The 13,426-nt window shown below is 58.3% G+C and carries 11 protein-coding genes; 9 read left to right on the top strand and 2 right to left on the bottom strand.

Annotation, left to right across the window (positions count from 1 at the left end; translation table 11 throughout):
* Positions 1–35 precede the first annotated feature (35 nt).
* Genes D8U69_RS00760 through D8U69_RS00740 form a run of 5 tightly spaced genes read left to right on the top strand, consistent with a single transcriptional unit; the run spans position 36 to position 5,887 of the window.
* A complete protein-coding gene (locus D8U69_RS00760; protein WP_130906462.1) occupies positions 36–1,274 on the top strand; it encodes a 3-hydroxyacyl-CoA dehydrogenase in 1,239 nt (412 codons plus the stop codon).
* Positions 1,271–3,046, top strand: coding sequence for an acyl-CoA dehydrogenase C-terminal domain-containing protein (locus tag D8U69_RS00755; protein ID WP_130906461.1), 1,776 nt, complete (start codon positions 1,271–1,273; stop codon positions 3,044–3,046). The genes D8U69_RS00760 and D8U69_RS00755 overlap by 4 nt, the downstream gene beginning before the upstream one ends.
* 32 nt (positions 3,047–3,078) lie before the next feature.
* Positions 3,079–4,242: an iron-containing alcohol dehydrogenase gene (locus D8U69_RS00750; RefSeq protein ID WP_130906460.1), complete on the top strand. Its 1,164-nt coding sequence runs from the start codon at positions 3,079–3,081 to the stop codon at positions 4,240–4,242.
* Entirely contained in the window at positions 4,242–4,706 is a 465-nt protein-coding gene (locus D8U69_RS00745; RefSeq protein WP_130906459.1) for a thioesterase family protein, read from the top strand. Before D8U69_RS00750 ends, D8U69_RS00745 begins: the two co-directional genes overlap by 1 nt.
* On the top strand, positions 4,703–5,887 hold the full coding sequence (locus tag D8U69_RS00740) for an acetyl-CoA C-acyltransferase (protein ID WP_130906458.1): 1,185 nt from the start codon (positions 4,703–4,705) through the stop codon (positions 5,885–5,887). Before D8U69_RS00745 ends, D8U69_RS00740 begins: the two co-directional genes overlap by 4 nt.
* Positions 5,888–5,996: 109 nt before the next feature.
* On the opposite strand, the gene D8U69_RS00735 is transcribed toward D8U69_RS00740, so the two are convergent.
* Positions 5,997–6,911 carry a LysR family transcriptional regulator gene (locus D8U69_RS00735; protein ID WP_130906457.1) on the bottom strand — a complete coding sequence of 305 codons (915 nt, stop codon included), beginning with the start codon at positions 6,909–6,911 and terminating at the stop codon, positions 5,997–5,999.
* Positions 6,912–7,135: 224 nt separating this feature from the next.
* Here D8U69_RS00735 and D8U69_RS00730 point away from each other — a divergent pair, with 224 nt between their 5' ends.
* Positions 7,136–8,476: a nucleobase:cation symporter-2 family protein gene (locus D8U69_RS00730; protein WP_130906456.1), complete on the top strand. Its 1,341-nt coding sequence runs from the start codon at positions 7,136–7,138 to the stop codon at positions 8,474–8,476.
* 32 nt (positions 8,477–8,508) lie between these two features.
* Positions 8,509–9,018, top strand: coding sequence for a nucleoside deaminase (locus D8U69_RS00725; RefSeq protein WP_130906455.1), 510 nt, complete (start codon positions 8,509–8,511; stop codon positions 9,016–9,018).
* Between the two features lie 78 nt (positions 9,019–9,096).
* Here D8U69_RS00725 and D8U69_RS00720 read toward each other — a convergent pair whose 3' ends face one another.
* Positions 9,097–9,651, bottom strand: a complete 555-nt coding sequence (locus D8U69_RS00720) for a YdeI/OmpD-associated family protein (RefSeq protein ID WP_130906454.1) — start codon at positions 9,649–9,651, stop codon at positions 9,097–9,099.
* 649 nt (positions 9,652–10,300) lie between these two features.
* Here D8U69_RS00720 and D8U69_RS00710 point away from each other — a divergent pair.
* Positions 10,301–11,863, top strand: a complete 1,563-nt coding sequence (locus tag D8U69_RS00710; RefSeq protein WP_130906453.1) for a sensor domain-containing diguanylate cyclase — start codon at positions 10,301–10,303, stop codon at positions 11,861–11,863.
* A 118-nt stretch (positions 11,864–11,981) separates the two neighbouring features.
* Entirely contained in the window at positions 11,982–12,680 is a 699-nt protein-coding gene (locus D8U69_RS00705; protein ID WP_130906504.1) for a potassium channel family protein, read from the top strand.
* Positions 12,681–13,426 lie beyond the last annotated feature (746 nt).

Below are 13,426 nucleotides of genomic sequence, written 5' to 3'. Positions count from 1 at the left end.
GGCTGTTCATTTTTCCCAATGCAGGAGCACCGCGTGTGAGCACCCCTTTCGATATCCAGCAGGTCGCCGTGATCGGCGCCGGCACCATGGGCCGGGGCATCGTCATCAGTCTGGCCAGCGCCGGGTTGCCGGTGCTGTGGCTGGAAAGCAATACCCAGACACTCAACGCGGGCCTGTCGATGATTGAGCAAACCTGGTCGCAGCAGGTGGGTAAACAACGCATCACGCAGGTCGAGGCGCACGCCAATCTCGAGCGAGTACGCCCGGTACAAAGTTACGCGGCGCTGGCAGAAGCGGACCTGGTGATCGAAGCGGTGTACGAAAGCCTGGAGCTCAAACAGGAAATCTTCCGCGCGCTGGACGCGCACCTCAAGCCCACGGCGATCCTGGCCAGCAACACCTCGGCGCTGGACATCGACGCAATTGCGGCGGTCACCGGGCGTTCACCGCAGGTGTTGGGTCTGCATTACTTCAGTCCTGCCCACATCATGAAACTGTTGGAGATCGTTCGTGGCAAGGACACCGACAGCCAAGTGCTCGAAGTGGCCCGCAGGCTCGCGCAGCGTACCGGCAAAGTAGCGGTGGTGGCGGGCAATTGCCCCGGTTTCATCGGCAACCGCATGCTGCGCAGCTATGTGGCCGAGGCACGAAAATTACTCCTGGAAGGCGCATTCCCTCAGCAGGTGGACGAGGTGCTGCAGCAATTTGGTTTCGCCATGGGCCCGTTCCGCATGTATGACGTGATCGGCATCGATCTGGAGTGGCGCGCGCGTCAACTGGCCGGGCAGGGCATGGACGCCCCCTTGGTGCAAGTCGATAACGCCTTGTGCGAACTCGGGCGCCTGGGTCAGAAAACCGGCGCGGGGTACTACCGCTATGCGCCAGGCAGTCGCCAGGCCGAGCATGACCCACTGGTGGACGAATGGGTGCTCAAGGTATCTCAGGGGCTGGGCTACCGCCGCCGCGACATCGACGCACGGGAAATCCTTGATCGCTGCCTTTTGGCACTGGTCAATGAAGGCGCGAAGATCCTCGAAGAAGGCATTGCGGCCAGCAGCCATGACATCGATCAGGTATGGCTCAACGGTTATGGCTTTCCGATTGAAACCGGCGGACCGATGCGTTGGGCGGATGGGCAGGGCATGAATTCCCTGCTGGCTCGACTGGAACGTCTGCAAAGTCTTTTCGGCGAGCATTGGCATCCCGCCGGACTGATCTCCCGATTGATGGCCAGCGGCAAACACTTTGCCGATGTCGGGGAGGGCCGCGTATGAACTACCAGGCACCGCTGCGCGATATGCGCTTCGTATTGCATGAAATGTTCGATGTCACCGGGCACTGCCAACACCTGGGGTTGGACCTGGACCGCGACACCCTTGACGGCATCCTGGAAGAGGCGGGGCGCTTCACCGCAGAGGTGATAGCCCCGCTCAACCGCAACAGCGACGAGCAAGGCTGCCAGTTGCTCGGTAATGAAGTCCGCACGCCGGATGGCTTTCGCGAAGCCTATCGTCAATACGTCGATAACGGTTGGGCGAGCATGACCGGGCCGATGGCCTACGGGGGACAAGGCTTGCCGCAAATGGCGTCGGCCTGTTTCCACGAGATGTTAATGGCGGCGTCGTTGTCGTTTCGGATCTATTCCGGGTTGACCGAAGGCGCGGTCCTGGCCGTGCACCGCCATGGCAGCGACGCGCTCAGGCAAACCTGGCTGGGCAAGATGGTCAGTGGCGAATGGACCGGCACCATGTGCCTTACCGAGCCTCAGGCCGGCACGGACCTGGCGTTGTTGCGCACCCGCGCGCAGCCTCACGCCGCCGGCAGCTATCTGATCACCGGCAGCAAGATTTTCATCAGCGGTGGTGAGCAGGACCTGACTGACAACATCATTCATCTGGTGCTGGCACGCTTGCCCGATGCCCCGGCGGGTGTGAAAGGCATCAGTCTGTTTCTGGTACCCAAAATCCTTGCCGATGGCCGGCGCAATGCGCTGAGCTGTGGCGCGCTGGAACACAAGATGGGCATCAAGGGCGCTTCGACTTGCGTCATGAATTTCGACGGTGCCCAGGGCTGGCTGGTCGGCGAGCCGAATCAAGGCCTGTCCTGCATGTTCACCATGATGAACGACGCACGATTCCAGGTCGGGTTGCAGGGACTGGGGATCGCTGAAGCCGCTTTCCAGGGCGGCCTGGCCTACGCCCGTGAACGTCTGCAGTCGCGCTCGCTGACCGGTGCAGTGGCGCCAGACAAGGCTGCCGACCCAATCATTGTTCATCCGGATGTGCGTCGCATGTTGCTGACGCAGAAGTCCCTCACCGAGGGATGCCGGATGCTGGGCGCCTACACCGCACGGCAACTCGATCTCGAGCACGGTGCGCCAGAACCCGATGATCGTCGCGCAGCCATGCGCCGCGCTGCGTTTCTGATCCCGATCGTCAAAGGGTTCTTCACCGATGTCGGCCAGGAAGTCGCCAGCCTCGGCGTGCAACTGTATGGCGGGCATGGCTACATCCGCGAATGGGGCATGGAACAGTTGATGCGCGACAGCCGCATCACCCAGCTCTATGAAGGCACCAATGGCATCCAGGCGCTGGACTTGGTCCGGCGCAAGCTGATGGGCGATGGCGGTGCCGAATTGCACGCGCTGATCGATGAGCTCGCTCAGCACGTCGAGGCTGCTGGCCACCAACCCCAGCTGCAGGACATGGCGGGTGCAGTCAGTCAGCGTCTTGAGCAATGGCGAGAATTGGGCAAGACCATCATCGACGCCTGCCAGCGTGATCCGCAGGAAATCGGCGCGGTCTCTGTGGACTTCCTCGCCTATTCGGCTTACGTCCTGCTGGCCGGGCTCTGGCTGCAGGCCGCGGTTCGAGCGGGTGAAACCCTGGCTAACGGGACGGGTGAAAACGCCTTTTATCAAGCCAAGCTACAGACTGCCGAATTCTACTGGCGGCGCGTATTACCCCGTGCAAGCGCACACCGGGAAGCCTTGTTGGGTGGCGCGAACTGCTTGATGGCCATGCCAGCGAGCGACTTCAGTTGCTGAAGACGCATAACAAAAAATCAGGAGGCGCTGACATGCAGCCTTTCAGCTTTGCCACTACAGCGCAGATTCTCTGCGAAACCGGCGCCGCGCAGCGCCTTGCCGATCTGTGCAGGGAACGCGGCGCGCGCCGTGTATTGATAGTCACCGACCCGGGTATTGCTCGCCTGGGCATGCTTGATGATGTGTTGCCCGGTTTCACCCTCGCAAAAGTTGCCGTGGCGATCTTCAGTGACGTGACGGCGGATCCGAGTCAGGCCTGCGTGCTCGCCGCCGTTGAACGGGCCCGGCATGTCGGTGCCGACCTGATCGTCGGCTTTGGCGGCGGCAGTTCGATGGACGTGGCCAAACTGGTCGCGCTGCTGGCGCATCCGCAGTGCACTCAACCGATCACCGAGCTATATGGCGTCGACCAAGCCAAGGGCCAGCGCTTGCCGCTGATTCAGGTGCCGACGACTGCCGGGACCGGCTCGGAGGTGACCCCCATCGCGATCGTCACCACCGGTGAAACCACCAAGATGGGCGTCGTCTCGCCGTTACTGTTGCCGGATCTCGCCGTACTCGACGCCGTCTGTACGTTAGGTTTGCCGCCTGCCGTGACGGCGGCCACGGGCATCGATGCCATGGTGCATGCGATCGAGGCCTACACCAGCAAGCTCAAGCGCAATCCGCTGTCCAGCCTCTTGGCGCGAGAGGCGCTACGGCTTTTGGCCTGCAACCTCGACCAGGCCGTGTACAACGGCGGCAACCTGGGCGCGCGCCAGGCGATGTTGCTGGGTGCCTGCCTGGCCGGCCAGGCATTCGCCAACGCGCCGGTGGCGGCGGTGCATGCGCTGGCGTACCCGCTGGGCGGGCACTTTCACATTCCTCATGGGCTGGCGAATTCGCTGGTGCTGCCTCATGTGCTGCGCTTCAACCTGCCGGTAGCGATGGCGGACTACGCCGAACTCGCTCTGCCTTTGCTGGGAGAAAGGTTGCAGGCAGGTGATCACCATTCTCGCGCCGATCAATTTGTCTCTGAGTTGGCGCAATTGGGATCTCGTTGCGAATTACCGACCACGCTGCGTGCGGTTGGTGTTCCCAGAGAAAGTCTGGCCCAACTGGCCCGTGACGCGATGCAACAGCAGCGTCTGCTCGTGAACAACCCGCGCACACTCACCGAAGCCGACGCGTTGGCCATTTATGAAGCGGCATATTGATGACCGACCTCAGGCAGCGTGCCGGCTATCGGCACTTCACAACGATCAACACCCGTTGGCACGACAACGACGTGTATGGACACGTCAACAATGTCGTCTTTTACGGTTTCTTCGACACTGCCGTGAACAGCGTCCTGATCAAGCAGGGAGGGCTGGATATCCACGCAGGTCCGGTGATCGGCCTGGTGGTGAGTTCCGGCTGCGATTACCACGCGCCGGTTGCGTTCCCGGAGCCCATCGAAGTGGCACTGGCGGTCAGCAGACTGGGTAACAGCTCAGTGCATTATCAACTTGCGGTATTCCGTGAAGGTCAGGCATTGGCCTGTGCGACCGGGCGTTTCGTGCATGTGTTTGTTGACCGTCTTCAACGCCGCCCGGCGCCGATTCCCGAACGGCTGCGCCTGGCACTGAGTGAGCTGGTCAGCGACTGCCAGCCCTCATCGAACAAGGAACTTGAACCATGAAAGACGCCGTGATTGTTTCCACCGCTCGCACACCGATCGCCAAGGCGATGCGTGGCGCATTCAATGACCTCAAGACGCCCAGTATGACGGCCGTTGCCATTCGCGCAGCAGTCGAGCGTGCTGGCATCGAGCCGGGTCAGATCGAAGACCTGGTGCTGGGTACGGCCATGCAGAGCGGCACTGCGGCCATCAACCCGGCGCGTTTGTCGGCCCTGGCCGCAGGCTTGCCCATTTCGGTCAGTGGGCAGACGATCGACCGCCAGTGCGCATCGGGCCTGATGGCCATTGCCATCGCCGCCAAGCAGATCATCGTCGACGGCATGCAGGTGACCGTTGGTGCCGGGCAAGAGCAGATCAGCCTGGTGCAGAATGCTCACAATCAAATGGCGAGCGAGGCGTTCGATGCCAACGTGCTGCGCATGAGCGAGCATGCGTACATGCCAATGCTACAAACGGCCGAACTCGTTGCGCGTCGGTATGGCATCAGTCGGCAAGCGCAGGACGCCTATGCACTTGAGTCTCAGCAACGCACCGCGGCGGCGCAGGAAGCTGGTGTTTTCGCCGACGAAATTGTTCCGGTCAAGGCACGCAAGCGAGTCGTTGACAAGGAGAGCGGGGCGGTGAGCTATCAGGATGTCACGCTTGTCCAGGATGAAGGCAACAGGCCGACAACCCAACTCAGCGATCTGCAAGGACTCAAGCCGATAGTGGAGGGCGGTAGTGTCACGGCCGGCAATGCCAGTCAGTTGTCCGACGGCGCCAGCGCCTGCGTTTTACTTGAGGGGGCAGTGGCTGCGCGATCAGGCATTGCACCATTGGGCCTGTATCGAGGGATCGCAGTCGCCGGACTGGCGCCAGAAGAGATGGGTATCGGCCCCGTACTGGCAGTGCCCAAGCTGCTCCGTCAGCACGGGTTGAAGGTGGACGATATCGGCTTGTGGGAATTGAACGAGGCGTTTGCCTGCCAAGTGTTGTATTGCGCACAACAGTTGGGGATCGATCCGGCGAAACTGAACGTCAATGGCGGCGCAATTTCCATTGGGCATCCCTACGGCATGAGCGGCGCGCGAATGGTTGGGCACGCGTTGCTGGAAGGAAAGCGGCGGGGGGTGAAGTTCGTGGTGATAACGATGTGCGTGGGTGGTGGCATGGGAGCAGCGGGATTGTTCGAGGTTTTGTAACCCGAACCCGAACATGGGCTGCCAGCATCAGCAACCAAGCCGATCAGTTGGATCGGCTTTTTTGTGTGCTTTAGTAAAACTGTTCAAGTCAGCGGCCGTTCGAGATTGGTCACAGCGTGGTGGTCTGTCCATTGCGATCCAGTTCATACACTTTATTGCCCTGCAGTTTCTCTTTCAGCCAGCGTCCAGCCTTGCCCAATGGACGTTGGCGCGCCCATAAAAGGTCGACGCCAATTTGCCAGTCGGTGTGCGGGTAGGCCGAGAGGGGCAGTTCTACCAGTTCGCCCCGGGCCAGCTCGCGCTGGATGAGTTGACGGGGCAGGGTGGCCCAACCGAGCGCAGCGCGGACCATTTCCAGCAACGCGAGGTAGTTCTCCGCTTGCCACAATTGCGTCGAGCGCAGGTATTCACTGCTGGGCAGTTTGTTCGCGTGCGCGCTGAATGCCAGGCGTCGATGCACGTGCAGGTCCTCGAACGTAACGGTGTCAAGCTGTGCCAGCGGATGATCGGGATGGCAAACGTGCAGCATGATCAATTTGCCCAGTTGCTGGAACGCCAGTTCCTTCGGGTAGCCAGGTTGTGAAAACGCCACGCCAAGCTCCGCCTCTCCACTGCTGACCAGTTCACTGACGTCACCGTGCACCGGGTGGCGGATGATCAGGTCGACGAAGGGAAACGCCTGCTCGAAGGCCTTGAGCACCGGCATGATCGGCCCGTAGGGCGTTTCAATGGCCAAGGTCAAACTGGGTTCGACGTTATCCGAGAGGCATTCGGCGTGTGCCTCGAAGGTCATGCAGCGCGCGAGCACGGCTTCGGCCTGGACCAACAGTTTTTGGCCGCTGGCGGTGAGGGCAGGGCTGCGGTTGGTGCGGTCGAACAAATCGACGCCCAGATCGGTTTCAAGATTGGCAATCGCTGCGCTGATGGTCGATTGCGTCTTGCCCAACTTACGTCCAGCGGCGGAGAACGAACCGCTTTTGACCACTTGGGAAAACATCTGCAGTTGATCGAGTGAGAAGCGCAATCGGTTTACTCCTGGTCGAACGTGGCGGTTTGAACATCAAGACGAGTGCTTGAGTGTGCCGCTTGTACGCCATCGAAAAAAGCGATGGTTGCTAATTTGTTTCATCGTTAAAAACGCTCGAGTATGGCCTTGCGTCAATCGATCACCGGGGTTGGAGCAGGCTTGCGACCGCCCCTGAGAATGCCGCGATCACACCATCCGTTGCACCTTCAGGAGCTTGTGACATGAATACACAACGCATTCATCCGGTGGACGAGGTTTTGCCCTTGCGGCAGCTGGTCACCTTTGGCTTGCAGCATGTGCTGGTGATGTACGCAGGGGCGGTGGCGGTGCCACTGATTCTGGGCAGCGCGATGGGGTTGTCCTCGGCGCAGATCATCTTGCTGATCAACGCCAACCTGCTGACGTCCGGCGTGGCGACGCTGATTCAGACCATCGGGTTCTGGAAATTTGGTGCGCGCTTGCCACTGATTCAAGGCTGCTCGTTCATCGCCCTTGCGCCGATGATCATGATTGGCAAGGAGTTCGGGCTCAGTCAGATATTCGGGGCGGTGATTGCCGCAGGCTTCATAACCATTGCGCTGGCACCGGTATTCAGCCGTCTGTTGCGATTCTTTCCGCCAGTGGTGATCGGCAGTCTGATCACCATCATCGGTATCTCGCTGATGCCGGCTGCCGCGATCTGGCTGGGCGGCGGCAACCCTGAGGCGGCAGATTTCGGCAGCCCCGCGAATCTGCTGCTGGGCCTGGCCACGGTCAGTGTCACGCTAGTGATCTACGCCAAATTCAAAGGCTTCATCGGCAACCTCAGCGTACTCATCGGTTTGTTCGTCGGTAGCTTGATTGCCGCAGTCTGCGGTATGACCCATTTCACCCGAGTGAGCGAAGCGGCGTGGTTCGAATTGAGTGCACCGATGGCATTCGGCGCGCCGGAATTTTCGCTCGTGCCGATTTTGATCATGACCCTGGCGATGCTGGTGATCATGGCCGAAACCACTGGCAACTGCCTGGCCATCGGCAAATTGACCGGCAAGCCAACCACCCAACAATCCCTCGGCAATGCGTTCCGCGCTGATGGCCTGTCGACCATGCTCGGTGGCTTGTTCAACAGTTTTCCTTACAACGCCTTCACGCAGAACACCGGTTTGATTGCGCTCTCCAACATCAAGAGCCGCTTCGTCGTGGCCGCTGCCGGGGCAATCATGGTGCTGATGGGGTTGTTCCCCAAACTGGGTGCGTTGATCGCGGCGGTGCCGACTCCGGTGCTCGGTGGTTGCGCGATCGTGATGTTCGGCATGACCACGGTGGCAGGGATTCAGGAACTGTCACGCGTGCAGTTCGAAGGCACCCGCAACGGCATCATCGTCGCGGTGTCGGTCAGTGTCGGCGTGTTGCCGATGTCTTTTCCTGCATTGTTCGAGCACGTCGGCCCTACGCTGAAACTGGTGCTGGACAGCGGAATCTTTCTCGGTGCGATCACCGCCATTGTGCTCAACGTGCTGCTCAACAATGAAAAAAAATCGACCGACAGCGTCGGCGTCTCAGCGGCTGAATGGGTCGACTGATCTTTTGTTTTTCCACTGCCCAGGAGTTACCCATGAATCAATTCACTCAGCTTGTTCCGGCCGGCGTCAGCGATCTGGATCTGGTGTTGCTGCGCCAGACCATCGCCTTGTCGCAGGCATCAAAACAGCGCGGCCGTCATCCGTTCGCGGCGTTGGTGGCTGACCGCAACGGCAAGGTGATTGTCGAAGCGGGCAACAATTCGATGCCGCCGGAGGGCGATCCCACACAGCACGCCGAACTGGTCGCGGCGGCTGCCGCTGCCAGGCTTTTGTCTGCGCAGGAACTGGAGCAGTGCACGCTGTACACCAGTGCCGAACCCTGCTGCATGTGTGCCGGCGCGGTGTATTGGACCGGGATCGGGCGAGTGGTTTATGCCTTGTCGGAGCACTCGTTACTGGGGCTGACGGGGGATCATCCCGAGAATCCGACGTTTGCTTTGCCGTGTCGCGAAGTCTTTGCCAAGGGCCAGCGCAAGGTCAGCGTATTGGGACCAATGCTGGAAGCCGAGGCTAGCGAGCCGCATATAGGATTCTGGTCATAAAGGGTTTCGAACCGAAACTCGATCGTTCCTGGCGCTGCTTTCCGTCAAGGAGTGCAGCGCACCAACGTAATGCCCCATTCAAGAATTATCCGCCTCGGGCGCACGGAAGGCCTTACTGTAGTAACCGGACGGGTCGAAACAGCAAACGTGCTTCTTGCCGCTGGCGAGCATATCGCAGGCATCACCGATTCGTTTCGCGCGGGTCTTGAGTTGCTTGGCTGAAGTGATCCAGTGTATCCAGTCTACTCGTGCGATGGTCGTCGTATTGTTCCAGACTTTAAGCGCCTCAGGAGTAGCTGCGAGTGCCTCTTGAAAATCTGCCGGTATGTCAGGCTCGGGTTCCTTCTGTACAGAGGCTAGCTCCAGCGTAACGATGTCCCCCACAGCTGCGCCTGCGGCTTCGAGTAGCTCTCTGCCGACCGGCAGCCAATGGCTCAGCTGACCATCAGGCTCAAGGGTTGCCTGGAAGGGGTGCCCATTGATTGTGCCTTCAACTGTCGTTCTTCCTCGCCTTGGAAGCTGTTCGCTCGCGTCTGCTGGCAATACCAGGAACGCCCAGGACGTATCATTACCAGGCTTTGCCGGGCGGAGAAGCTTTGCTTCGAATCGGAATTTCATATCGATTGTTGTCATTGCAACGTCTCCAACCAATACGCCTGACGACTCAACTACGGGATAAATTCAGTGTCGAGGGTCGACGTTACCGATTAGCCACTAGTGTGTCCAGCGGCTGCCTGTGGCCGTTTTTTTGCCTGTCGCAGCCTGGATAGCCGACTTTATGTGCGATGCGAACCGCTCTCAGGCCGCGGTGCTTGTCATCGGAAACACTCGCCAGTCACTTGTCGTGCTGGCAAATAGCCGCTAAACCTTAGGGTGTGTTAGGAGAGGGCCTGAAGATGATTTCCAGATTCGTTGTTGTCCCTGCAATCCCGACAGAGACTGGATCAATGCGTGATGGAATGCGCTTCTATTGTGAGACTGCGCCATCGGTTTCAACATCTATGACAACGAAGAAAAACGTCGCTTGAAGACGACCTATCAAATTCGAGAGGAAGTTCGGGACGAGTGTCAGCGGCTTAACCACAAGCAGTTGCTGGAAGTTCTTACGGAGCGACAATCCATGACCGTGGTTTAGGCGCTTGCCCACGTGATCAAAATTTTCACCTGACGAAACGAGACGCTACAGTCAGGGGCATGGAAAAATACAAGTTGTTTCGCTGAAGGCTGAATGCTTGTAGAGCGTGACAGTAATTTGGACGCACCGCGAAATCGGAAGATCAGGATGATATGGACAAAGCGGCGCAACTCGCTGATGGGCTTTATTTTTTTAGCGGTCGGTCTGGTGGTTTTTTCGGCGTTACTACTGCTGAAGTCCGAGACTCAGCGAAGGGAAACGTATTTTTCCGAGTACGTGCAAAACATCTCTGGGATTGTGCGCAATCAGCTTGATACCAATGAAGCTGTGCTCTCGGGCTTCTCTGCATTCCTGCAAGCCGTAGACCAGAGTGATACCGAAGCGACGTCCCGATATGCGGCAGTCGTATTGTCGGCCTACCCGCATATCTACATGCTCGAGGCAGCACGCTCCGTGCCTGTCGCCGAGCAATCCGCCTTTGAGGATCTGTTGCGGCGCACATGGCGCCCAGACTTTGAGCTCAAGGATTTCCCAAGTCTCACTGGGCAGCCAAGCCAACCCCAGGCCTTCCTCAAAGAGACCTGGCCCGTTTTGTTTATGTACCCCTTGCTCCCTGAATCCAGTTCGATTTACGGGGTGAGGTTAGAAACGGTCGCTTACCTTTCCTACGCGCTGGCACGCGCCAAAAGCAGCCAGAAACCCGTGGTTTCTCCCGTTTTTTCCATGTACGAGGGCGGTAGTGCTTACATTCTGATGCAGTTAGTCAACCGGCCTGACCAAGAGCGAACGAGCCCCAGCCCCAATTTTTTTGGTAGCACTATGGTGTCATTGCTGTTGATCAAGACGGGCTCTCTTCTTGATGCCGTCAATCACGCTAACGTCGACCCACTGGTTCATATAACTGCCGTGCTGAAGACCGCAGCCGGTTCTGAAAGCGATGTTTTTTCCACGCACGTTCAACAGGCTGGCTTCCTTGATCGCCTGTTTTTGCCGCAATTGAACGACCGTGTCGAGATCCGCAGTACATCGCAGCCCATGACGCTGGTATTCGACCGGCAACTTCGTTTCGGGGATGTCCTTACTGAAGAAATGTTGATGATTCTTTTGGTACTCGCCGGCGCTCTGGTGCTGATGCCGATGGTATTGATCACGCATTTCAAGGCGATAGAAAGAGCCGAAGTTGAGCACGAACGCTCAGCCTATCTGGCAACCCATGATGTACTCACGCAACTGCCTAACCGTTACCTGTTCGCTGAGCGTTTTGCCCAGGCCATCTCGGATTGGGAAGTGAAAGGGATTCCGTTCGCTGTGCTTTTGATCGACTTGGATCATTTCAAGGAGGTCAACGACAAGTACGGTCATGAAGTCGGCGACCAGGTTTTGCAAGCGGTTGCACGCCGCATGCTTCAAGCCACCCGGTCATGTGACACGGCTGCCCGATACGGCGGCGACGAATTTGTGATGCTGATCTCCAATCTTTCTGACCCCCAGAGCGCTGAGTCGCAAGCGGCGAGGGTATTTGACACCATCGCCCAGACAGTCGCGACAAGTGCGGGGGAGCTTTCAGTGTCGTGCAGCGTCGGAGTTTCGCTGTGTCCTGTTCATGGGCAATCTCTCGACGCATTACTTAAAGCAGCGGATCAGGCCATGTATGGTGTCAAGCAGCTAGGGCGCAAGGGGGTAGGGATGAGGGAATCCCCCCTTGCATGAGGCTTGCGCGGGCATTGGACAAGTCAGTTGTGTTTCTGGGGCTATCATGCACAACTGGACCCCGTCGCGCTTGGTCTTGTCAGGTCACGTGCGTTACTTCAACCTCTGGGAGTCTGGTATGACAAGCCCGCAAGATAAAGCCGAATCCGACGCGGATTTAGCTCAGATGGTAATAGGGCTAGGGCCCTGCACTTATCTGTTGCTGCTTTTACTGGGATTGATCCTCCTGTTCCCCTTTCTTGAGGAGGGGCTGATTGCTCGCATGTTGCTCGGCATTCTGTTTTCGGCTGTGCTGCTCGTGGGCGCTTTCGCCACCCGGCAGACCCGACCCGGATTCATCCTCAAACTGTGCCTGGCGTTGCTCGGGATTGGCCTTCAATGGGCGGCCTTGTGGACCGAGAGTATCTCGACTCTTGAACTTGCAGGGATAACCTATGCGGTGTCTCTTACGGTTTCGTTCAGCGGGGTACTGCGCTACCTTCTCAAGCGCGGGCCGATTACAGCGGACAAGCTGCATGGCGCACTTGCGGGCTACATCATGCTGGTCTTCGTTTGGTCCTTCATCTATGCCCTGGTCGAGATTTCCGCCGCTGGCTCATTCGGCCCTGGCAACTTCGATTTCAGACAGCCCGGCACTTTCTTCAAACTGATCTATTTCAGCTTCACGACGCTCACGACCACCGGTTACGGGGATATTATCCCGATCACCAACCATGCCCGCTCACTGGTGATGGTCGAAGAATTTTCAGGCGTCTTTTACGTGGGGGTCGTGATAGCGCGGCTTGCCGGTATTTATCCGTCGCATCAGGCCAGATGACGCCCGATTTGCCTGAGCCACCCAAGGCGTTTTTGGTTGACTCTTTCCTGATTTATCAGACACCTCCGAGCGACTGCTTTTGGCCGATTGCAGCCCCTCACGACAGGCAGCAATCGGCCATTAGCTGCCACTCGACGCGACTCGATAATGCTCACTCGGCCGTGCATCATCATGCTCGCCACGATCCGGACCCAGCATCGAAGTTGAATAATTGCACAGACGTTCCCATCCATTTGCATTCGACGTGACCAATCAATCGCATTGGATTTGACCTGCGGGGCTCGTGGACATGTCGGGCGGAAGTCGATCGGTATCGATGAAAAGCGCCCCACTAATGCTTGGTTAGGGAAGCTGATGGTAAAGACGTGGATGAGACGCTGCCGGTATCGTTGAGTAGTAAACCAGGCAGCCTGAAGTCCTAGGTAAACTTGCTCCCTTAGAGACGAAGAGGGGCTTCATTGCCGGACGGTACTCATTGAACACAGATTTTTTCACAGCTTTCAGGCAAACAAAAATTTCGTCTTTCACAAGAGATATCTTGCTGGAATAAAGGGCTAAGCTTGGCCCAGCCCCGGTAAAATCCGCAATGTTGCAGTGTTCTGCGCCTTAGTTTTTCTCGGCACTGACTTGGCCGGTATACTTGGGCAGATTAATTTCCACATCAGCTTTTTGTTGCAGGCCTAGTTCCATCAGGCGGCCGATATGGTGTTGGGCGGCAGGGCGTCGAACAGAGTTGAGAAAAGCGG

Origin of the sequence: Pseudomonas sp. Sample_16, assembly GCF_004307665.1 — a bacterium.
Classification (GTDB): domain Bacteria; phylum Pseudomonadota; class Gammaproteobacteria; order Pseudomonadales; family Pseudomonadaceae; genus Aquipseudomonas.
This window is presented reverse-complemented; position numbering and strand designations above follow the sequence as displayed.